General features: G+C 53.7%; 16 protein-coding genes and 2 pseudogenes. 11 read left to right on the forward strand and 7 right to left on the reverse strand.

The features are described 5' to 3' along the window. Positions 1-135: 135 nt before the first annotated feature. The 8 genes and pseudogenes from ABZS45_RS01570 to ABZS45_RS01605 all read left to right on the forward strand — a co-directional run. The gene (locus ABZS45_RS01570) at positions 136-864 is read left to right on the forward strand and encodes a DUF6270 domain-containing protein (RefSeq protein ID WP_412100362.1); all 729 of its coding nucleotides are present in this window, start codon (positions 136-138) and stop codon (positions 862-864) included. 62 nt (positions 865-926) lie between these two features. After that, a complete protein-coding gene (locus ABZS45_RS01575; RefSeq protein WP_412100363.1) occupies positions 927-3,734 on the forward strand; it encodes a glycosyltransferase in 2,808 nt (935 codons plus the stop codon). A gap of 555 nt (positions 3,735-4,289) precedes the next feature. After that, entirely contained in the window at positions 4,290-4,616 is a 327-nt protein-coding gene (locus tag ABZS45_RS01580; RefSeq protein WP_412100365.1) for an IS3 family transposase, read from the forward strand. Between the two features lie 50 nt (positions 4,617-4,666). Then, a protein-coding gene (locus tag ABZS45_RS01585) for an IS3 family transposase (RefSeq protein WP_412099203.1) occupies positions 4,667-5,859 on the forward strand; the annotation gives its coding sequence in 2 pieces (ribosomal slippage) (positions 4,667-4,949 and positions 4,949-5,859; 1,194 coding nt in all). A gap of 206 nt (positions 5,860-6,065) precedes the next feature. After that, positions 6,066-6,698, forward strand: a complete 633-nt coding sequence (locus ABZS45_RS01590; protein WP_412100366.1) for a transposase — start codon at positions 6,066-6,068, stop codon at positions 6,696-6,698. 149 nt (positions 6,699-6,847) lie between these two features. After that, complete coding sequence (locus tag ABZS45_RS01595) at positions 6,848-7,675, forward strand: Mu transposase domain-containing protein (protein WP_412100367.1); 828 nt, start codon at positions 6,848-6,850, stop codon at positions 7,673-7,675. 17 nt (positions 7,676-7,692) lie between these two features. After that, complete coding sequence (locus ABZS45_RS01600) at positions 7,693-8,451, forward strand: ATP-binding protein (RefSeq protein ID WP_412100369.1); 759 nt, start codon at positions 7,693-7,695, stop codon at positions 8,449-8,451. A 98-nt stretch (positions 8,452-8,549) separates the two neighbouring features. After that, a pseudogene (locus ABZS45_RS01605) lies at positions 8,550-8,996 on the forward strand (transposase); the annotation flags it as partial. A gap of 213 nt (positions 8,997-9,209) precedes the next feature. Here the strand turns inward: ABZS45_RS01605 and ABZS45_RS01610 are convergent. Next, positions 9,210-9,395, reverse strand: coding sequence for a hypothetical protein (locus ABZS45_RS01610; protein WP_269948614.1), 186 nt, complete (start codon positions 9,393-9,395; stop codon positions 9,210-9,212). A gap of 241 nt (positions 9,396-9,636) precedes the next feature. On the opposite strand from ABZS45_RS01610, the gene ABZS45_RS01615 reads away from it, so the two are divergent. Further along, positions 9,637-10,407 (forward strand): DeoR/GlpR family DNA-binding transcription regulator, encoded by a 771-nt coding sequence (locus ABZS45_RS01615; protein WP_412100370.1) that lies wholly within the window; start codon positions 9,637-9,639, stop codon positions 10,405-10,407. Positions 10,408-10,410: 3 nt separating this feature from the next. On the opposite strand, the gene ABZS45_RS01620 is transcribed toward ABZS45_RS01615, so the two are convergent. The 3 genes from ABZS45_RS01620 to ABZS45_RS01630 form a co-directional block, all read right to left on the reverse strand. Next, positions 10,411-10,593: a YrhK family protein gene (locus ABZS45_RS01620; protein WP_412100372.1), complete on the reverse strand. Its 183-nt coding sequence runs from the start codon at positions 10,591-10,593 to the stop codon at positions 10,411-10,413. 291 nt (positions 10,594-10,884) lie between these two features. Then, the gene (locus tag ABZS45_RS01625) at positions 10,885-13,551 is read right to left on the reverse strand and encodes a DEAD/DEAH box helicase (protein ID WP_412100373.1); all 2,667 of its coding nucleotides are present in this window, start codon (positions 13,549-13,551) and stop codon (positions 10,885-10,887) included. Further along, a complete protein-coding gene (locus ABZS45_RS01630) occupies positions 13,541-14,386 on the reverse strand; it encodes a DUF1837 domain-containing protein (protein WP_412101121.1) in 846 nt (281 codons plus the stop codon). Before ABZS45_RS01630 ends, ABZS45_RS01625 begins: the two co-directional genes overlap by 11 nt. A 501-nt stretch (positions 14,387-14,887) precedes the next feature. Here ABZS45_RS01630 and ABZS45_RS01635 point away from each other — a divergent pair. Then, positions 14,888-15,991: pseudogene (locus tag ABZS45_RS01635) on the forward strand (IS3 family transposase); the annotation flags it as partial. 95 nt (positions 15,992-16,086) lie between these two features. Here the strand turns inward: ABZS45_RS01635 and ABZS45_RS01640 are convergent. Next, entirely contained in the window at positions 16,087-18,351 is a 2,265-nt protein-coding gene (locus ABZS45_RS01640; RefSeq protein WP_412100374.1) for a TOTE conflict system archaeo-eukaryotic primase domain-containing protein, read from the reverse strand. A 362-nt stretch (positions 18,352-18,713) separates the two neighbouring features. Here ABZS45_RS01640 and ABZS45_RS01645 point away from each other — a divergent pair, with 362 nt between their 5' ends. After that, a complete protein-coding gene (locus ABZS45_RS01645) occupies positions 18,714-18,866 on the forward strand; it encodes a hypothetical protein (protein ID WP_412100376.1) in 153 nt (50 codons plus the stop codon). A gap of 354 nt (positions 18,867-19,220) precedes the next feature. Here ABZS45_RS01645 and ABZS45_RS01650 read toward each other — a convergent pair whose 3' ends face one another. Next, a complete protein-coding gene (locus tag ABZS45_RS01650) occupies positions 19,221-19,910 on the reverse strand; it encodes a hypothetical protein (protein ID WP_395419842.1) in 690 nt (229 codons plus the stop codon). 320 nt (positions 19,911-20,230) lie between these two features. Then, on the reverse strand, positions 20,231-21,565 hold the full coding sequence (locus ABZS45_RS01655) for an AAA family ATPase (protein WP_412100377.1): 1,335 nt from the start codon (positions 21,563-21,565) through the stop codon (positions 20,231-20,233). Positions 21,566-21,575: the final 10 nt, after the last annotated feature.

Below are 21,575 nucleotides of genomic sequence, written 5' to 3' on the forward strand. Positions count from 1 at the left end.
GGAGGCCTTGATCTGTGAGCTGGGGTAAGGGGGGTCTGTATCGGAAGTCCATTTTGGCTGGGGCTGTGCTTGATGAGTTCAGAAACATAGGGAAACTATTGGATGTCGTCGCGGCAAACCGCTAACCTACTTGCTATGGCAGATGTATTCATCTACGGTTCGTGCACTACCCGTGATTCTGTAGAATATTGGGATTCTTCCAAGATGGAGTTGTCGGGATACGTAGCCCGACAGTCGCTTATTTCGGCATTATCTCCCGGTAATGAAGAGGGGTTTGACCTTTCAAGAATTGCTTCAAGTTTCCAACGTCGCATGGTTCAGAAAGATCTTGCAGGTACCGCGGTGACCGAGGTGCGCGCTCACCTCAATACCGGAGGTGTCGCAGTCTGGGACCTTACTGACGAAAGAAACGGCGTCCTCGAGTTGGCGAATGGACGTCAAATCTCGGGTACTGCAAACTCGACAGCTGGACTCGTCCAGCAGGTCGAGGTGGTCCGGCGTCTATTCTTTGTGGAAGATGCTTTCTTGGAGAAGTGGCGCGCTGCCGCAGATGAGTTTGCACGACTTGCTGGTGTTAACACCCCGCGGACAGTTGTAAACTACACGCCGTGGGCAAAGACTTTCCGTGACGGAAGCCCGGTACCTTATAGCTACCCTGGCGCAGGTGCGTTCAATGAGAGACTTGAGCATATGGTTAACTACCTAGAAGGGCTTGGCTTCACTATTTCACGGCTCGGTGAAGATGAAGTATTCGGTGAAGAAAATCATAAATGGGGCCCCGCGCCATTTCATTACAACGCTGACACGTACCGTTTGATGGTTAATCGGTTGGAGCAAGCAATATCGGGCGCTTTGCGCGGGTAGACCATGCTACTTTGAATTCGTCTCAATAAATAAGCATTCGTTTAGGCTGGAGAAATTGCACAATGAATATCTCTCGGTTCTTGAAAAGCAAGGCCGCTCTCATAGGACTCGCTGGAATCTTAGCTGCATTCGGTGCAGTCATTAGTGCCGTGTTAGGGGGCATAAAGCTGGCAATTGTATTCATCGCTTTCAGTCTTAGCGCTCTAATCGTTGTCCTTTTGGTCTTGCATCGTTATTTAATCCGCACAACGGGCAGCTCGTTGAAGTCCATGGGGCAGCTTGCAGTCCTGGAGAAGCGACTCCGCACCATTAGTGCCCATCAGGAGAAGATGCTGTCTGGAGGTCTGGGTGGAGGACAAGTCCACGCTTCTGTTGACGTTGGACGCTTTGGTAACAGCGTTGGCGAGACGGTTTTTCGCGGGGGAGTGGGACCGAAATTTGAGTACGGGGAAAGGATCCTCAAGATTCCAGGAAAGTACGAAACCTTCGCCCTTCGTACTAAGAGTACTGCAATGCGTGACTCCATCGCACGTGCAGCAACGGAGTTGCAGTATGACTACGATGATGTGCTCCGCATTGTCCGCACCAAGCGTGCTGGCAAGCTTTCAGGTGCCGAATTCAAGAATAGTTGGAATGCCAAGCAGCTTCTTATGCTGGCTCGTGTGGTCGCTAACCAGCGACTCCGCCCGACTGACGTTGAAGACGCGGAGCGCTTGTTCAGGTTTGTTCAGGCCATATCAGGCAAAAAGGCGTTTGGTCGCACAGACAACTACATTTATTCAGAGGTTTTACAATCCGTAGGTGAGTACGGGCGTTTGCGTAAGTTCCTCAAGGAATCGGGTATTATTAAACGTGATTCAGTGCATGCTCGACTAGTCGAGCTTAATATCCTCGGACTTCAGAAGGTTAGCGGGTGGGACGCCGCGTGGGTTGCAGGTATTAATGCACTTTTTCAGACCGAGGGACTCAGCAGTATCGAGGTTGACTTTTGCGGTGAGCTTTCACCTCTCGACTCCATTAGCGGGACCAGTTTGTCTAAGGAGTCTGGCCCAAAGGTTACGGTAATTGTCCCATCGTTTAACGGCGCGCATCATTTGCCTACCACGCTCAGGGCATTGCGTGCCCAAACCTGGGACAATATCGAGATAATTGTTGTCGATGACGGATCTACGCAGGAGAACCGCGCCCTGTTGGAGCCGATTAAGCTCGACTTCCCGGAAGTCATTTGGCTACAGCAGGAGGAGAATCTGGGGGCCTATCCAGCTCGCAATCGCGCTCTGGAGGTAGCTACAGGTGAGTTTATTACCGTGCACGATGATGATGACTGGTCGCATCCGGAGAAGATTGCGCGCCAGGCTAAGCATCTTCTTGACAACCCCAATGAGTATGCCAACATGACGCGTCATGCCCGAGTGAGTGAAGAACTCATTTTTACGCGCATCAATAATAACCCGTCATTTTCGCAACCCAACTTCTCATCACTCATGTTCAGAAAGTCCCTGTTGGCCGAAACGGGTGTATGGGACAACGTTAACCGGGGCGCTGATGCCGAGTTTCGTGATCGCCTAGTGAACATCATGGGCAAGCCAGTTCCGGTTCTGGGTAACGTGCCTCTGTCTTTCACCCGCACCCACGCGGGCTCGCTCACTGCAGGCGAGATTGGCCGTGGGTACATCGATCCCGCCCGTCTCTTTTACCAGCAGGCATACCAGGAGTTGCATAAGAAAACTGAAACGCCGTCGCATGATGAGCTTGCCCAGATTGCCCGTCCAATTAACATGGAGCCTGGCAAGCGTGGCAAGTCTCTTGGAGATTTTGATGTTATTTTCATGACAGACTTCGGTTTTCCGGGTGGAACTTCTAACCTTACTCTTAACGAGATTGAAGCATGTGTCGAAGCAGGCCTCGACGTAGGCATGATCCATATGTTCTCGCCGGTGAATGTTGGCGCTGTGGGCGTGACCGAGCGGGCGCTGCAGACTGCTTCTTTGCCAAGTGTTTCAGTTCTGTCTTTGAAAGATGAGCTTACCGCTAAACATATAGTGATTCGCCATCCTTCTGTTCTGCAGTTCATTGAGAACCTTGATAGCAATGTTACGGCTGAGCGTGTTTCTGTCATTATTAACAACCCTCCCGTTCTTGATGGCGGTAAGGGCTTCGGTTTCGACCTTGAAACCTCCCGTGCCAATATAGAGAAACTTTTCAACGTTGCTCCCGCTTTTTATCCCGAAAGTGGCGTTACCCGGCAACTTGCATCTGCGGTTTTTTCTGGCTTGATTTTGTCGGATGAAAATTGGCCGGGAATTCTGAGGGACACTCAGTGGATAGGGCATTCGCGTACTCCTGGCCAAGGCCGTCCAGTACTCGGCCGGCACAGCCGTGATGCGGCGCTGAAGTGGCCAGATAAGCGAAGCACGATTGAGCTATTGTACGGCTGTAATGAGGTCTATGACACACGTATAATGGGTGGGATTGATTCACTTCCTGGAGACACCCAAAAGGCGTTGCGGGCCAAGGCTGATGTCCTTGGATTTGACGAAGAATCGGTTCCCGAATTCCTCTCTTCTCTGGACTTCTGGGCGTACTTCCACTCCGATGCCTTAACCGAATCTTTTGGCATGTCAGTCATCGAAGCGATGGCCGCTGGCGTCGTCGTAATCCTCCCCGAGTACATGCGAGCCAATTTTGGTGATGCCGCTTTGTATGCTGAACCTAAAGATGTTCAGGGGCTTGTAGCAAGTCTGTGGTCTGAACCAGAAAAATATAAGGCTCAGGTTGAAACCGCGCAGGCTTACGTTCAGGCAAACTTTACATCCCGAGCGTTAATCGCGCGTCTAACTGAACATGGCGCGATCGGCGGCATTCGTTGAGGCTCGACGATGGGAATTCGGCATTGGTCTGCCCAGCATTATGCGCGGATGGTGGTTTATTCGCCTTAGAGCGCCGAGTGTTCGACCATTGCCATCTTGCAACGTCGCCTGTTACGTAGCTAATAGCTCTACTCTGGGGCACCGAATACTCATGGCTCGTCCACCGGAGTGGGCGGGCTTTGTTTATGTCCGGTGCCGCCGTCTGTAGAGAGAGTGGCACTAGTACCTGGCTTCTGTATAGCTTTCCTCTCCCGGTCAAGAAAGTGATCCGGGGGTCCTATCTAGTTAGTCAAGTCCGCGGGTGGAGTTTTCAGGGGCGACCGCGGTGCTTGACTCTGTCTGATTCACGGCACGCTGAGGGGCCGACTGAGGTTTACCCAGTCGGCTTTTGTATCTGGGGCTTTATGCTGCTGCGATGACCTCCGGTACGATCTCGCGGTAGAGCTCTCCGTTGCGCATCATGGCGAATAAGGCGGCGAATAAGGCATTGACCCGTCTGCAGGAAAGGCCACGACTGCGGCGTTATGAAGTGCACGCCTTGTAGATGATGCTGTGGTGGCCGCGGAGATCCAGACCATTTTCGACGCTGAAAACGGCGTGTGGGGCGCTCGTCGCATCACCGCCGAACTCAACGACCCCACACGTCGCGACGGTGCTACAACCCCTGCCAAGCGGATCAATCGCAAAAAGGTGGCCCGCTTGATGCGGGCCCAGAACCTGTTCGGATTTCAGAAGAAGCGCAGGGTCAAGACCACTGTGCGCGACAAAGGCCGGCGCGTGTTCGCAGACTTGGTGAACCGTGACTTCACCGCCTGCGCTGCAAATCGTGTGCTTGTCGGCGATATTACGTATCTGCCGATGGACCTGACCCCTGTTTGGTAGACACCTGATATCCAGCCCGGTTGGGTTGGGAAGAAAGGTAATCTACCACCATGCCTAGGTACTCCGAACAGTTCAAACGTGATGCTGTGGCCCTCTACGAAAACAATGAGGACCTCTCACTTCACGCGGCTTCAGCAGAGCTTGGAGTCAATCGTTCCTCACTTTATTCCTGGCTTAAGCAGTACGGCACCGGCAAGCGTGCCCGCACGAAGACCATGCGTGACAAGGCGAAGGCGACGACTGATTCTGAACGGATCCGCCAGCTAGAAAAAGAAGTCTCGAAGCTTCGTGAAGAACGCGACATCCTGCGCAAGGCCGCGAAATATTTTGCCGAAGAGACACGCTGGTAATCCGCTTCCAGTTTGTCGATGACCATCGAACCGAATACTCGGTCAAGCGGATGTGCCACGTGTTAAAGCTCAATCGCTCCTCGTTCTACAAATGGGCCAACACCCGCGAAAAACGCAGGTTAAAGACGTGTTCCGATGCCCTTATTGGTGCGAGAATCAAGACCATCTTCGATGATGAGCACGGGCTTTATGGTGCTAAACGCATCGCTGCAAGTCTCAACGACGATACGGACTTTCCTCCGATAAATCACAAGAAGGTCGCACGCATCATGAAATCCATGGGGCTGAAAGGCTTTACTAAACGCCGTCGATGCATCACCACCAGACGAAAGTTTGGCCACCGAGTCATGCCAGACTTAGTAGGCCGCAGATTCACAGCTGATAGGCCGAACCACGTCTACGTAGGCGATATCACCTACCTGCCGTGTAAGGGAGGCAAGAACATGTACCTGGCCACGGTCATCGACGTCTACTCGCGCAAACTTGTCGGCCATGCACTCGCCGATCACATGCGGGTATCGCTGGTTATCGAAGCTTTATCTCATGCAAGGAAAGTCCGCGGAAGCCTGAAAGGGGCAATTTTCCATTCTGATCACGGCAGTGTGTACACCTCACAAGCATTTAGGGACCACTGCACCCAGCTTGGTGTTCGCCAATCCATGGGAGCGGTGGGAACGAGTGCCGATAATGCCCTGGCAGAATCGTTTAACGCCACTCTAAAGCGTGAAGTTCTGCGTGATCGGAAAGTCTTTGACAATCCCATTACCTGCCGCCAAGAAGTCTTCCGATGGTGCATGCGCTACAACACGCACAGACGGCACTCCTGGTGCAATCTTCTAGCCCCCGATACCTTCGAAGCATTCACATCAGCTACACTGGCCCAAGCAGCATAGCTAACCCCCGACGTGTCTACTTTCCGGGGGTCAGGCCCGATCGCAGACGGTGTCGATTTGGGGTAGTTGGTACCGCGAGTCTGCGTAGTTGGTACCGGTGTTCCACGTACCCGGTACTGCAAGGGGGTTTTCTTTCATAGTTGATGTTGGCGACACCACAATCCGCTGGTGTTGCGTCAACTTCTACTTGGAAGGAGCTGGTCCTTGTGGCCAACTTCAAACAGATCATCGCGATGTGCCTTGATGGTGCTAGCTACGCGCAGATCACACACGCATTGGGATGTTCACGACGAGAAGTATCCCGAGCAAAGAAAGTCATCAACGATGAGGTACTAACTCCAGAGCGTTTCCGTCAGCTCCCACCGGGATGGTTCGACGATCGATTCAGTGATGGCCGGAGTAAGCGGTCGTTGTCCTACGACCAGCCTGATTTTCATGCTCTTGCACGCAAGCTGAAAGGTACGAAGCATGTGACCAGGAATAAGCTGTGGATGGACTACTTGTCGCAGCCTTGTCCGACGGATAAGACAAAGTACCAGTACTCCCAGTTTTGCAGTGGGCTCAATGAATTTCTGCGTGCCAATGATCTCGTCGAAGTTGTCACCCATGAGCCCGGGCAAGAGCTTTATGTTGACTGGGCCGGTGACAAAGTGCCTGTAGTAGATCAGGCCAGTGGTGATACCGCGTTCAAGGCGTCATTGTTTATCGCGGTCAGCCCATACTCAGGGTTGATGTACGTTACGGCTGCTGCGAATGAGAAGATGCCGGCGTGGATTGAGTGCCATGTTAAGGCGTTGAATTATCTTGGCAAAGTACCAGCGGTCATCGCGGGCGGATAATGCTTCTACGGCGACGTATCGGCCGAAGAAGACCTCTACATACCGGATGGTCACTGACCGCTACGCAGCGTTTGGGAGACTATTACTGGGTCACGATCGTGCCGACTCGGCCCGGCAGGCCTCGTGACAAAGCGGCAGTAGAACGTGCCGTGAAAATCGCCTACACCAAAATCCTGGGTTACTTCAGCAACAAGGTCTTCTACAACCTCGATGAACTCAATGAGGCAATCGCTGACCGGCTTGCCGATATCAACAGCGCAATGACGCGGCCTGATGGCACAACACGGCGCATGCGCTTTGATAAAGAAGAGGCACCAATGATGCGGGATCTTCCGCCGACGCCGTTTACGGAAGTGTCTTATAAGCGGCTTAAAGTCGACCGTAATTGGCACATCACCTGTGACTACCAGTACTACTCTGTGCCATTTCAGCTGGTAGGAGAATCGGTAACAGTCAGGCTCACCCCGCAACTGGTGAGCATCTTCAACGGGGAGCAGCTTGTTGCTGAACACACGCGCCTTCACGGATTCAAATACCGGTATTCCACCAACCCTCAGCATGCACCGCGTGGCGATGATGAAGGCCACAAGGCGCTCACCCGCGACGAACTCTTGGCTTGGGCCTCGTCGTTTGGGGCAGCAACGCACGCAGTCATAGCGATGATCCTCGACCGCAATAGTGCCGCCGTACCCCGCGGACTCATCCAGGCACGCAACGTGCTGGCCAACCTGGGCAAAAAGCACAACAAAGCCACCCTGGAACCAGCATGCCAGCAGGTCGTGGACAAGAAGCTGGCCCCCACGATGGCAGTGATCAAACGCATCCAGACTGACATTGCCCACGCCCAACAACATCCCGGGCCACCAGGGGCAAAAACACAGCCCGTGGCCAAGCACCACCCACGCCCAAGTACCCCGCTTACCGGTGAGGTGGCCGATGCCGTCTTTATCCGGCCTGCTGACCACTACGAAAACTAGAAGGAGTGTGAAAAATCATGAGCAGCATCGACGACGAGATTGTGCGGGCGAAAATGCGCAAGCTTCGCGTATCAACCTTCGCTGACATCTTCTACGAGGTTGTCAACGACGAGGCCTATGCGGATGCGCTACCAGAAGACATCTTCCTCGCCGCAGTCGAAGAAGCCTACACACAACGACAACAGCGCAACATTGCCAAGGCTATAGCCCAGGCTAAATTCCGATACCCGGATGCAAGCCTGGCTGAAATCACCCGGGCAGAACAACGCGGCATCAACATGCGCCAGCTGAAACGAATCGCAGCAACTAACTGGCGGGAAAACCCGACCAACATTCACATCCTCGCCCCGACGGGAACAGGCAAGACATACATTGCCTGCGCCATCGGCATCGCCGCATGCAAGGCTGGATACTCCGTGGCGTACTACCGGCTGGATCAACTTGTAGACATGCTGGCGGTCTTCTCACCGACTGACCAAAACTACCTCGACAAGATGCAGAAACTGATCAACGTCGATGTCCTTATCATCGACGACTTTATGACCATCAGCATCAACCAGCGCGGGCAAGAAGACCTAAGCAAGATCATATTCGACCGCGACGGAAGGCTCCCAACACTGATCTCCTCCCAATCAGCCGCCGCCTACTGGGTTGAAACACTGCCAGACAGAGTCGGAGCCGATTCACTTGTAAGCCGCCTCAACAACGGCCACCGAATCCGTATCGGAGACTTCGACATGCGCAAAGCCACCGCACCCACCACCCCAGACGATTAAGACAAACGGTCCGGGCCGACGCACCCCTCGGCCCGGTACCAACTACCCGGAACACGACAGTACCGAGTCCCCAGAACACCGGTACCAAAAACTCGCATCTGACAGACGGAACGAACATGTACTTAGCAACAGCTATTGATTGTTTCTCCCGAAAACTTGTCGGGTTTGCTATCGCAGATCACATGCGTACCGAACTGGTAGAAGAAGCCCTCGAAAACGCTTCCCACCTGCGAGGGGGTCTTGACGGTGCGATTTTCCACTCGGATCACGGAAGCGTGTACACCTCGTCGCAGTTCCAGGCAACATGCAGGCGCTTGGGCGTTACCCAGTCGATGGGTGCGGTGGGAACCAGCGCGGATAATTCGCTCGCTGAGTCGTTCAACGCGGCTTTAAAACGGGAGGTCCTCAAAGATACAAAGACCTTCGCCAATCAGCTTACCTGCCGCCGAGACGTCTTCCGGTGGTGCGTGCGCTACAACACGTGCCGTCGGCACACATGGTGCGGGTACCAAACCCCCGATGAGTTCGAGTCCCAAGCCGCTTAAGTTCTGATAAGCTTACACCTATATTTTGTTCACCCCACGGTGTCTACTTTCCGGGGGTCGGCCCCGCGGCGGGGAGGGTCGTCTATGTGGGCGCGCAGGAGTTCGACGAGGAGTTGCTGGCGGTGTTGGGGGGATCCGGAGTTGCTCGCACGGTTTAATGACCGTCGGTGGTTGCGGGCGGTCTAATCGGGGCGTTGCCGTGGGGGACCGGCGTTAGCGGGACTCGGTGTCGCCGGTAAAGAGCGTAAACGTCACGGCGCCGGTGCGTTTGAGTCCGGTGTCGTAGAACCACTCGCGTAGACGTGCCAGTGTCGAGGTGCTGGAGGCATAGCGAGGGCTCGTGCGGCGGTAGTTTGTGCGGCGGGTGGTGTGTGGGCTGGCGATAGTGCGGGGCATCATGGTCGTATCCTTTCTGCGTGGGGTTGAGCTGAATGTGGTCGGGCTCCTGGGGTCTTGCGGGGGCCACGTGGTGTGACAATGCTTAATGTAGGTGAGCGTTCGCTCGCCGGAAATGATCACTGCGAGCGGGTGGGGCTGGTCGTTGACGGGGGTGTGTGACCTGGATTTTTGCCGCGTGTGGTGCGCTAACTGCGGGTGTAGTAACCTTGACAGGTTCCGTGAAACGCTCAAGAATGGGCGCATGGAACGCGAAAGTCGACATAAAGTGATCATGCGCGCGATCGATCGGCCGGGGGAAACGCGCATCCGGAACCTGGCGGAGCTCACTGGAGTGGCGGCGGTAACGATCCGCAGGGACCTTGCTGAGTTGGAAGAGTTGGGGTTGCTCGTGCGCACGCATGGTGGGGCACGCCGGGTCGAGCGGCGCGGGACGCCTAAGCCTTTTCGGGTGCGGCAGGCAGAAGACCCGGGGGCGAAGGCGGCGATTGCGCGGGCGGCATCGGAGTTAATTGGCGATGACGACGCGGTCATTTTTGACAACGGCACGACGGCGCAAGCCATTGCGCAGCGGCTGGCTGGCCGGCCCATTACGGCGATGTGTCTGAGCCTGCATTCCGCGGCGGCGCTCGGGGCGAAGCCGGGAGCAAATATCTTTGTGCCGGGTGGGGAGGTCGAACCGGACACGCTGGCGTTGTCCAGCGTCGCGGTGGCGAGCGCCTTGCGGGAATTTCGCGCAGACGTGGTGGTGCTGGGGTCGTGTTCGACGTCGCTGGAACACGGGCTGGCGACGACGACGTATGACGATGCGGAGAATAAACGCGCCGCGATGCGCGCGGCCACGCGACGCATCTTGGCTGTGGCGCCGCGCAAGCTCAATCACGTCTCGACGTTTCGATTTGGCGATATCGAGGATCTGCATCAGCTGGTCACGACTACGGACGCACCAGCGGACATTCTCGCACAGATTCGCGACCTTGGGGTGCAGGTCATTACTGTGCCCGCGGGTAAGTAAGGCTTAGTAGTAGGAGCCTTCCTCGTCCGTGTCCGCGCGGTCAGCGCCGATCTTTTGCAGGTACATGCGGCGGCGTAAGTGGATGGCGGGCCGGGCGGCCATGGCGAGGCTGCCCAGGAGAAAGAAGACGGTTCCTACCTTGGTGAGGCTGAACAAGAAGAGGAGGGAACCTGCGATAAAGACCACGGAGATGGCGATATCGACGCTGATGGAGGCCGTCCCAAAGCGGTTGCGGATAACGAATTCATTGTGGCGGCCAAGTGAGCCCTTTAGGTCGGGGGTCGCGGTCCTGAGTATTAGACATTGGGCTGTGTCAGAGTTGAGTTTCCAGATGGGTGCCCTCCGCAAACATACGTGTGTGGTGAGTGTACAGCTTGCTCTCCACGCGGTTGATGAGCTGAGCCGCATCGAGGCTTTTCTGACAGATCATTCCTAAACCGCCAAAAGTTTATTACACCTCTAGTGGGAGCGGTCGGCTTACGCTGCAAAAAGATCTTTGGTTTCTTGCTTCACAGGGGCGCTGAGGTGTTCATCAGAAATGATCCCTTGCACGTTGATGTCCAATATCGTACCGGTTTCACCAATTTCGAGGTAACCACTCCCTTTTTCCAGCAATTCGCTAGATATATCCCTGGAGAAGCCTGATTGCTGGAGCTCAATGGCGGTTTGACTAGTCGTGCCAAATTCGATGAGTACTGATAGGTCGAGGCCAGCTTTCTCCTCTCCAAAGACTTGGACACACAGGTCGTGATAATTCTTTAGGTAAGAAAGAATCCTAAACCCGACTCCATACTCAATATCGGTCATGGTCTCTTCAATCACATGGTTTACGTGCTCTTTCGACTCCAAATCAAATTCCTCATATCGGTAAGGGGACTGATGTTTCGGCGCGGGGAAGGCAGGAACTCGGATTTTTCCGACATTCTTATGGTGATAGAGCGCTGATTGAATCACTAATTTGATTGGGCGTCCGGTCATCCATTGAAAAACCAATTGTGCCCAGTAACGAAGACGTCGATTGTGTGACTCTTTGCTGGCACTCCTGCTGAACATCGCCCTAAACCCTCGCCCTTCACGCTGTTTCCAGTTGTAGAGGCGGGAAAGCTCAACCAACACTACAAGAATAGAATCGAAAGATATCTCTTGCAGAGAGCTGATCACGACCGGAATCTCAAGTCGGCTGAGCTCACGCCGGACAATCTCTTGGAGCCCAGGATCGAACTCAGGAGATCGCTTCAAAATATCCAGGTTCACATGTAACTCATCACTAACCTTCTTGAGAGTTTCGTTGGCGTCGACTGCTCGATCATTAAATTTTTGTGTCAAAAGCGAGGGATGGTTACTTAGATTCTGGATCATCAGGATGGCAGCGTAGCGCTCGGCGATCTCGATTTCTGGAACGGACCTGCTCTTTGGCAGTGACTTACCGAGCAGCACCTTTTCCAAATCACGGTACCACTTAGTTTTCCGCTTGTTCTTATCCAGTAAGAAGCTTGATACCTTTTGAGGCGCACTAGGACGAATCTTCTCCTCCGGCTCGTTCCACTCCTCAGGCTTGATCCTCAGGCAAAAGACATTACCTTTGAAATCCTTCGTTAATCTTCCTGCTCTGCCAGCTAGATTCTCGAAGTCAATTTTTGAGATCACCTGACCACTACCGTGCTTATCTGTGAGAACGAAAATATTCTTGGCGGGTAGATTCACCCCTTCAAGCAAAGTGGAAGTACAGACGAGATAGTCTATGCCCGACTTTGGGTCCTTAAAGACTGCTTCAATCTCCTCGCGAATAGCCACAGGAATTCGTCCATGGTGGAATGCAACCCCGCGCTCGAGGGCATCTACGAGGAAGTACTCGGGGTGTACTTCCTCTTTAATCTTGTCGATAAGCGCTTGGGTTCTTTGGCTCAACTTGAGCCCTTTCGGCGGCTGATATTCCAGCGCAAACTTGACTACCTTGTTGGGAGTGTTTACATACACCAGACTTTTATTGCCGTTAGCCCAGTATTTAATCGCTTCCCAATCGTTAAGTCCAAACCCATGCGTCAGGGGAACCTCTACAGGCGGTGCTTCTGATGACGACGGAAAGTAGAACGTCTTTTCTTCAATCTGGTCTATGAAAAATCGCTGTTGAGTCACCGTTCGTTCGTGAACCAAGAGGCTACCCTCTGAGGATTTTCCAAACAGATCAAGAAACATCCCTGGGTTGCTAATACTCGGGGAAGAGAAAACCAATTTAGAAGCATATTTTCGAAGCGTCTGGTCAATTGCGTAATAGAAGAGTGGACTGCGAGAATCCTTCGGCGAAACAATCCGGTGTGCCTCGTCAACCACAAGCAATTCCACTTCTCTCCCCTGCGTGCTCAAGTACCGGATCAGTCGTTCTGGGGTGAAGACATAAATCGACGTCTGAAATTTTCGGAGCATCAACTGAGGCTGTACAGGGTGAATTGCCACATTAACGCCTTTTACGTCCTTCAACCCTCGTCGAAGATCTCGCGCGGTCTGGGAAACCAATGCGTTGGTCGGAACAACGAATACCGCGCACTTATTTTTAAAAGATTTGTTCGAAACCTCTGACCGAATGTAGTCCTTGATTACGAATGATTTACCTAGTGAAGTAGGACCTGAAAAACTATAGAAGTTGATATGTTTCAGATTTTGAGCGATTTCAAATTGAGCGTCGGTAAGTACGTGGCTGTCATCCGAGGTGCGCTGTACTAACTCCTTTATCTCTCGCCCGATTACGCGATCCGCTGGGATTGTATACTGAAGTTCCTCAACTGATCCCTCAAGTCTCTGCAATCCCGGAAAGTTTCCTAGTGCTGCAAGAATCGCAGCCGACATAGAGTCGAGCAGAGCGATTGATTTGGGATCGAGCTGGCTTAGCTCCTTTAATTCTTGAAACAGCGCGACGAGGTAGTATGCCTGGGTTCGATGAGATTCCTTGGAGGAATATGACAAGATATCTGCGAACCTCATTGCCGGAAAGAGCAGATCACCGTGGGATTCTACATTCTGATCATGAGACAGAATTGACTTTGCTACCGCATGCTCAAGGGTCGCTACAAGTTCTTTGAAATCTGATCGAGCAATGATACGGTCTCCCAGAAGAGTTGCAACGTTTGATTCGTTCTTAGGCGACATCTTCATTCTCCGAGATATAGCCAAACCGCAAACGACGCTGCATTGCCTTGCGAGAAACCGCTGCTCCCGTCTGCTGCCCATTCACAGTTCGTTTCAAGAACGGAATGGCGAAGATATGAAACGGGACTGCCCCAAATCCAAACTGTCTGATTTTATTCGTGATCAGAGGAATTTTGGATTCCATCGCTGCTTTTGCTCGAGCTAAAAACTCAGTTTCAATCTCGTCATCGGAGTGCTCTTCAAGCTCGTAATCATCGACATCAATATCAAAAGCAACAAAGACACCAAATGCTTGTTTGGGCGGAGACATCCCCGCTCCTGGCGGCGGGATCAGTAACTTCTCAAGATAATCTAGTTGCTGTTCCGAAACGCTCTCTCTCATCAGCTGCGGCGCGACTAGAGTCATGTCGTTTATAAAATTATTCATCGAAGCCTCATGCATTGACTCGAATGCATTCGAGATTGCTCGGCCTAGGTCTCCGTACATTTTTGATTCGCCGAAAATCAACTGGTAGTTCTTTTCGTCAGTTTTTAGGATGTGTAGCCCATCTGATCCGAAAACCGGCATTTCATTGCTTGTCTTCAACCCCATTTTGGACAACAGTTTTGGAGCGCCAGTTACTGCCTCCAAAAGTGCGTAAAGGAGCACTTCCCCGCCTTCACCATTGGTGTCATTGGGGCTCTGAAACTTCGCCCTAACTTTGTTTGTGACACTCATAGCAAACTTTGGGTCGCGTAGAAATTTATTCAACTCCTTACGTGACAAAACGTAGGATAAGCTGGCATCTGCCACCGCGTCGTAGAGTTGGTCGAGAATGAAGTTCCCGTTTTCGATTTTTCATGACGGAGAGCTTGCATTTAGTACGTCTATTAACACAGAAATCGACTGGTTCGTAAAACAAGCCAAGAAATTCGTCACGGTTGACGATTGTCAAGTCGAGGTCTAATGGCTGGTTGGTCTTGGACACGCGATTTTGCCGATCATCTTTCTCCCCGCATTCATATTCGACTGCGAAAGCCGGGTTACATTCCTGTGATTATAACATCGTTAACAAATACATTGAGCGCGTGAAATTTTGCGCCTCATAGTGGCTATTGCGGGTCAAGTCCGTTGATGCGTTGTAAAAACCTTTCGAGTCTTTAGTTGCTATTTGTCGAGGTGTCATGTCAGTCTGCTTTGCACTTTTCCGGTCTTACCGTGAAATCTTCCGATGGTGCATGCGCTACAACACCCGCAGACGGCACTCCTGGTGCAACCTTCTAGCCCCCGATACCTTCGAAGCACTCACATCAGCTGCACTGACCCAAGCAGCATAGCTAACCCCCGACGTGTCTACTATCCGGGGGTCAGGTCCGACTTTATTCCTGGCTTAAGCAGTACGGCACCGGCAAGCGTGCCCGCACAAAAAGCATGCGCGACAAGGCACAGGCGACGACTGATTCTGAACGAATCCGTCAGCTAGAAAAAGAGAACGCAAAGCTGCGCGAAGAACGCGACATCCTGCGCAAGGCCGCGAAGTATTTTGCCGAAGAGACACGCTGGTAATCCGCTTCCAGTTTGTCTATGACCACCGAACCGAATACTCGGTCAAGCGGATGTGCCACGTGTTAAAGCTCAATCGCTCCTCGTTCTACAAATGGGTCAACACCCGAGAAAAACGCAGGTTAAAGACGTGTTCCGATGCCCTTATTGGTGCAAAAATCAAGACCATCTTCGATGATGAGCACGGGCTTTATGGTGCTAAACGCATCGCTGCAAGCCTCAACGACGATACGGACTTTCCTCCGATCAATCACAAGAAGGTCGCACGCATCATGAAATCCATGGGACTTAAAGGCTTTACTAAACGGCGTCGGTGCATCACCACCAGGCGCAAGCCTGGCCACCGCGTCATGCCAGATTTAGTAGGCCGCAAATTCACCGCTGATAAGCCGAACCAGGTCTATGTAGGCGATATCACCTACCTGCCGTGTAAGGGAGGCAAGAACATGTACCTGGCCACGGTCATCGACGTCTACTCGCGCAAACTCGTCGGACATGCACTCGCCGATCACATGCGGGTATCGCTGGTTATCGAAGCTTTGTCCCATGCCAGCAAGGTTCGCGGAAGCCTTAAAGGGGCAATTTTCCATTCTGATCATGGCAGTCTGATACACCTCACAAGCCTTTAGGGACCACTGCGCCCAGCTTGGTGTACGCCAATCCATGGGCGCGGTGGGTACAAGTGCTGATAATGCCCTGGCAGAATCCTTTAATGCCGCCTTAAAGCGTGAAGTTCTGCGTGATCGAAAAGTCTTTGACAATCCCGTCATCTGCCGCCAAGAAGTCTTTCGATGGTGCATGCGCTACAACACGCGCAGACGGCACTCCTGGTGCAACCTTCTAGCCCCCGATGACTTCGAAGCACTCACATCAGCTACACTGACCCAAGCAGCATAGCTAACCCCCGACGTGTCTACTTTCCGGGGGTCAGGCCCGATTTCAGTTGTGCACGGCCCCTAATCTAGTAGGAATCGGCCATGCACGGGGAAGCCCTAAATATCATTGCGAGTGAATCCCTGCTTGGCAATGGTGGAGCTTCTCTTTCTGAAGGCTGCGGCGAGGGCAGGGACGTTGGCATCGAGAAAGTCGTGCACGGTGGCAGAGATGCTCTCCTTGTCTTCGGTATCGCGAGTGATTCGGCCAACCTGTTGAATGACAACGCCGCGGAAGCTTACTGGGGCGGCCAGCACAAGAGTATCCAGTGCAGGAAGATCAATGCCTTCGCCAGCCACCTGGGACATGGCTAAAAGAATGAAATGCGATGTTGCAGCAAGTTTCTCACGAACGGCTTGCCTCTCGCTTGCCTTTTGGCCACCGTGTAGCTGAAGGACGGGGAAGGGGGCGTCGGTAAGCAGGGCGTTGAGGGTTGCAAGGTGTTCGCGACGTTTCACTAGGACGAGGACATTCTGCTCGTTCTGGGCAGCCTGTTGGATCGTGTCGGCGATGAGGCGGTTACGGTGCTCATCCGCCGCCAGGGCGGTGTCGAGGTCGGGCCAGAACAGGTAAGGGGAGTCGTACGTGAACTCGGTGTTATGGACTACATAATCGCGGCGTCCGGGGCGTTTGAGCTCGACGGTATGGCGGATAGGGCCGCAAATGAGGGGAAGCAGTTTATCAAGACCGTCGGAGCGGTAAGGAGTCGCGGTCATACCGAGCATAAAACGAACATTGCGTTGAGCTAGCACGTTGGTTAATCCGGCAGCGCCGACTCGGTGGCATTCGTCAACGATGATGTGGCCATAGTTGGAGAGAAAATCAGTCTTGGAATCATTGCGGCTGATGGATTGGGCAGTGACAATGTCTATCTCTCCACTGAGCTTCTTCTTGGTGCCCGAGTATTGCCCAACCTGAACTTCCGGGAGGAACTGCTTGAGGGCTTGGCGCCATTGCGTAGCAAGCTCCCTGGATGGAACAATCACCGCAGTGGGAACTTGACGCTGGGCGATGATTGCACACGCCATGACGGTCTTTCCAGTGCCGGGAGGGGCAATGAGCATTCCAGACTTGTGCTTGAGTATCTGTTTGACGGCGGAATGCTGGTAGGGACGTAGTTCGCCGGCAAATGACGCATCGATGCGCCGGGGCTTAGGCGTATGGCCACGACGTGTGACGGTATATCCGGCAGTCTTCAAGATGTCGAGGACGTCATCGAGCGTGCCGCGGTCGAGTGTGAGGACTTGGTCCTTCTCATCAAAGCGCACGATGATCCGTGGAGTTCCGAAAGTGGAGAAACGCTGGGCCTGTTTTATATAAAACTGCGGGTTGGCAATAGCGCCTAGGTGCCGCAGGGCTGTACGAGTGGTGGCATCGACGCCTGATAAATCGACGTGGACATGTGAATCGTGCGTGACGTGGACTTTTCCCGAGGCCTTGAGCTTCTTTAGTTCTGCGCGGGTGGGTGCCTGGGGAAGGGATGTTTCGGGATCGGGCTGAAGCGCAGCGTATATTCTCTTGAGCTCGGAAAGCGTTGACTTCTTCGTTCTTGCCAAAGCTTCGAATTGGTCTGGCAATGGATGAAAATCACTGTCGACGAAGACTGTTGTGCCTTCGGAGCGATGGTGGCCTGCTAATGGGAGGGCAATCAGATTTCCGAAGCCACGGCCTTTCGCCGGCAGTGTGTCTTGGGAAGGAAAGAACCGGTCGAAACTGGAGAAGTAGGAATCCGGGCTAGCCTTGGCAAGAAGCCCGATGCCTACGGAACGAGCCAGGCCGGCGGGAATAGGTTCGTCGAAGAATACCCAGACATGAGCTCCGTTCCCAGAGCGCGATACTTCTATGAGTGGATCGAGGCCGTGGTTCTTGCATTCTTCGGCGTAGGCACGGGCGGCTTGCTTGAAGTCGTCATCGTCGAAATCGCAGACCAACAGCCGGCAACTGTCATCTGTACACAGCGGATAAAGCCCAACGTGGAAGCGATTGTCACGGCGCAGATGTCCTTCGATCACCTTCGGTGTCAGGGGTTTTAGGTTGGGATTTCTTCGGTCATAGTAGCCATTGCTCGCCGGGTACCAAGCCTTCTTTCCCGCAGTATTTTTGGCCACTGCGTAGACATCTGTCCTCCCCGTGAAGTAATCCATGAAGAGCGCAATCTTCTCTTCCGGTGAGCGGTTTTCAGAGTAAACGTTCGCCGGCGGCGGTGCGTCTGCAGTACTAGGGCGCGAAGGAGCATGACCGAGGGCCTGCAGCAGTTCGGCTACCTGGGACTCCAATTCGCTAACGCGAGTTTCGAGTGCTTGGAGGCGTTCCTGTTCAGTCATGGTGCGTGTTCCTTCTGCGTCGGAACTAGTTTATCGGACGGTGTGCGGATAAGAGCCTTGTCGGCTTGGTGTTGTATTGCTTAGAATAAGCGCACGACGAGCCGGCTACCGGAACGTTGTCGCCTGGAGCCGCGTAGGCTCCAGAGCTTTTTCTAGAGGGCAACTGGAGGCGCATTGATAGGCTGCGGCGCTTCAACAAACAAGCCTTGATTCTGACAGGTGTGTCGGACGTGCGCAGCATGTGGAGCATTGAGATGGCCTCTAGTCACTCGCACACAACTCGGTTGTCTTTAAGGAGAGTCTCACTGAAAGGTGAAGGACGCTTCAGGTGTAAGTGTCATGCTGGGAAAGGAGGGATTAAATTGACAAAGTCGACCGTTTCAAAACCTGACCACATCAACACTTCTGTAACTCAGGCCCAAGGTATGGATGAGGAAGACCGTCGCCGCTACGTCGAGTACTTAGGGCAGGAGATTGCCAATTGGTCCGCGGCCCTTAACCGCCGTCTAGCATGACCATTTATCCCGACGAAACGGAAGTCTTAATCGTCGAGGAATTGGCTTGTGGGCCCTCTGTAAATCCGTGTCTCCAAACAGTTCAAAGCAAACGTCAACCGGCTTATGCTTGTTAAATAACGCCGTATGCTCTCCGTGAGACTCGACAAGCCATTGGAGACTGATGAAATTCCGGTTCGCGTTGAGTATCGAAGGCGGCGCTGGGGAGATGGCATTGTGCCTCTTGACTGAATTGGGCTTAATAAGGCATACTCTGAGACAGGAGCAGCCCTACATTATGTACAGCTGCTCGACCCTCACCGAGGCTACTGGCAGGTGGGGGTCATTTAATTTTCTCTTGGAGCTTGCGCAGGTTTAGGGTTTAGGCTTCGGCAGCACCGTCAAGATTTGGCAATGTTCTGCCAGATATTTGTTGAACCATGCTGTGCTCTGTCCGCCGTGAGTTAGCGTTCGTCGATACATATAGGCCACAAGGTCTGGTATCCAAAGGCACGTTTCGTCGGCTGGGCTAACCCATGCTGCGGGAATTCCCTGTGGAAGAACGTTTGATTTTCGTAAGCGCTTTAACGTGTTTCTATCTTTGTCGTTATCAGATTGGGAACGCCGTTCTTCGAAAATGATTCCGTTGAGCGAAGGGTCTTGCCCAGTGATAGTGGTGATCAGCTTCTCGAGGCAGTCTTGGCGAGCGTGCTCAACATCGTTGTCCTGCTGAAGCGGGCGAAGGCAAGCGACAGAATGGGAGTCACCAAACTCATAACAAAGCCTGAGCATTGCCTCGACCCTTTCTTGACCTTCTCTGGTCTGCATTGAATCAGTAGTATGCCAATAGGTGGATTGTGCAGCTTCTTTCAGACAAAACCGGGTGTCGGCAAGGTGTTTGAACTTAATGGCGGTTGCGACCAGCGAGTAAAAGGAATCGGAGAATTCTTCACCAGGGGCTACGTAGCTCTCATCGATAAAAACAATTGTGTCTTCGGGAGAGGCTCGTTGGAAGATACGAGTTAGAGAAGGGTGGGGTCGGTGGGGCAAAAGCGATTCCTCCATTCACTTTAGATAACCTGTTCGGCATTGTGGTAAGTATACCTTTTGCGTGGGACACAACTTTGTTCATGCGAAGAGGGGAACCTACGATCTGTGCAGTTTGTAAGCTTTTGGTCGTATAGGTGTTCGTTTGAGCGCGTCTTCGACCTCTTCTATTGGGTAGAATTCTTGTTCAACCTGGGTACGCGCATGCGCAAATGGAATGCGTTCCTACTCAATCGCAGCTAGCCTTTGGTGAACAGCAAGCGGAGATGTGGACAATCTCGATCTTGGGATCGCGGTGGAGTGGTCGGCGGGGAGATGTCGCCAAGCGCCCGCGCCCTTTATGAGCTGTCCCTCACGAGCTCCTTGAGTGTATTGAGCGCCTGGCGGGAGGCGGTACCGTAGCGCTCGCGCAGGAAGTGGTGGGTGGCATCGGGGATGTCCAAGGATATGGAAGTGTCGCTGAGGTTGTGTAGTTCTGATTCGCCGGCGGCGGTCTTTTCCACGGACCAGAAGTTTTCCGGGTGCAGACCCAGCTCGTTGGCGCGTTCGAGGGCGCTGAAGGCGTGGGAGGCAAAGATGAGCTGGGCGCCGTTGATGTTGATGCGGGGATCGCGGAAGGCGTGGATGAGGAAGTCGAGCAGTGCTGGGCGCAGAGCGGAATCCAGCTCATCGGCAACCAAGATGCCGCCGCAGCGCAGGGTATCCAATATCAGGGGAGCGGTGGCCATCCAGTTCTGGGTGCCGCCGGATTCGTCGGTCAGCTTCAGCTCGTAGAAGGAATCATTGGTCTTGTGTTCCACGATGATGGCGTGCAGCAGGGATTCAATCTCCGCATCGGAGTAATCTTGAAACTCGTCTGGCCGGCGGATGGTGCCGTTATTGCGGCTGAGCGCGTCGATCACCGGGCGCATCTGTAGGAAGACGTGCTCCGGGATGCGGTCCTGATCAAGCCGCACGGAGTGGATTCCCGAATCAACTGCGCGCAGCAGAGCGGCAGCCTCATGTAGGTGCAGCTTGCCGGTGCGGATGAGAGCGGTGATGCGTGAGGCCGTGCTGATGGAAGAGTGCCCGTGCGGCAGGTAGGCCACGTCGTGCACCAAGGCGCGGGCTAGTGGGGCGAGCACAGGGTGCTCATCGCGCAGGCCAACGGAGAGGATTAGCTCGGTGTCTCCGACGGGGCCGAGCTTGGCTACATCCCCCTTGCCCATAAAGGACTTAGTCCACTGCACTTCCTCACCGCGGGTGCGCACGAAGCAGGGGCTCCAGCGGGTTGAGGGCACGCGGCTGAGCCACTCGGCATGCACGCCGGTAAAGCTCCACTGGAAGCCGTAGAGATAGCGCACGCCATCGAGCTCGAATTCCAGCTCAAAAGTGCTGGGCAGGCGTTGCGTGCGGGGGTTGAGGCGATAAGGGGCGTGGGGGAGTTGGTTGGGTGGGGCGTCGGCAAGCCAGGCGGTGGCGGATGATTCGATAGCGCGCAAAGCAAAGGCGAGGGCGTTGAGAACGCTGCTCTTTCCAGAGGCAGTGGGGCCGATGAGCACGGTGGTAGGGTCGCTGACCTGCTCCCAGCCTTCCTTCGGGGCAGTGGAGTGCTGCCAATGGTGGTACAGCGAAAGTGTTTGCGTGGCGCGGATACTGCGGAAGTTGGACACGCTAAAGGAAAGGAGCCTCATGGTCGCAAGA

Source organism: Corynebacterium aurimucosum, assembly GCF_046895345.1.
GTDB lineage: Bacteria > Actinomycetota > Actinomycetes > Mycobacteriales > Mycobacteriaceae > Corynebacterium > Corynebacterium aurimucosum_G.

Bases quoted from the DNA above. Each gene is read 5' to 3' on its own strand.
- ABZS45_RS01655 (WP_412100377.1), bottom strand. From the start codon at position 21,565: ATGAGGCTCCTTTCCTTTAGCGTGTCCAACTTCCGCAGTATCCGCGCC.
- ABZS45_RS01650 (WP_395419842.1), bottom strand. From the start codon at position 19,910: ATGGAGGAATCGCTTTTGCCCCACCGACCCCACCCTTCTCTAACTCGT.
- ABZS45_RS01575 (WP_412100363.1), top strand. From the start codon at position 927: ATGAATATCTCTCGGTTCTTGAAAAGCAAGGCCGCTCTCATAGGACTC.
- ABZS45_RS01615 (WP_412100370.1), top strand. From the start codon at position 9,637: ATGGAACGCGAAAGTCGACATAAAGTGATCATGCGCGCGATCGATCGG.
- ABZS45_RS01570 (WP_412100362.1), top strand. From the start codon at position 136: ATGGCAGATGTATTCATCTACGGTTCGTGCACTACCCGTGATTCTGTA.
- ABZS45_RS01625 (WP_412100373.1), bottom strand. From the start codon at position 13,551: ATGTCGCCTAAGAACGAATCAAACGTTGCAACTCTTCTGGGAGACCGT.
- ABZS45_RS01610 (WP_269948614.1), bottom strand. From the start codon at position 9,395: ATGATGCCCCGCACTATCGCCAGCCCACACACCACCCGCCGCACAAAC.
- ABZS45_RS01640 (WP_412100374.1), bottom strand. From the start codon at position 18,351: ATGACTGAACAGGAACGCCTCCAAGCACTCGAAACTCGCGTTAGCGAA.
- ABZS45_RS01600 (WP_412100369.1), top strand. From the start codon at position 7,693: ATGAGCAGCATCGACGACGAGATTGTGCGGGCGAAAATGCGCAAGCTT.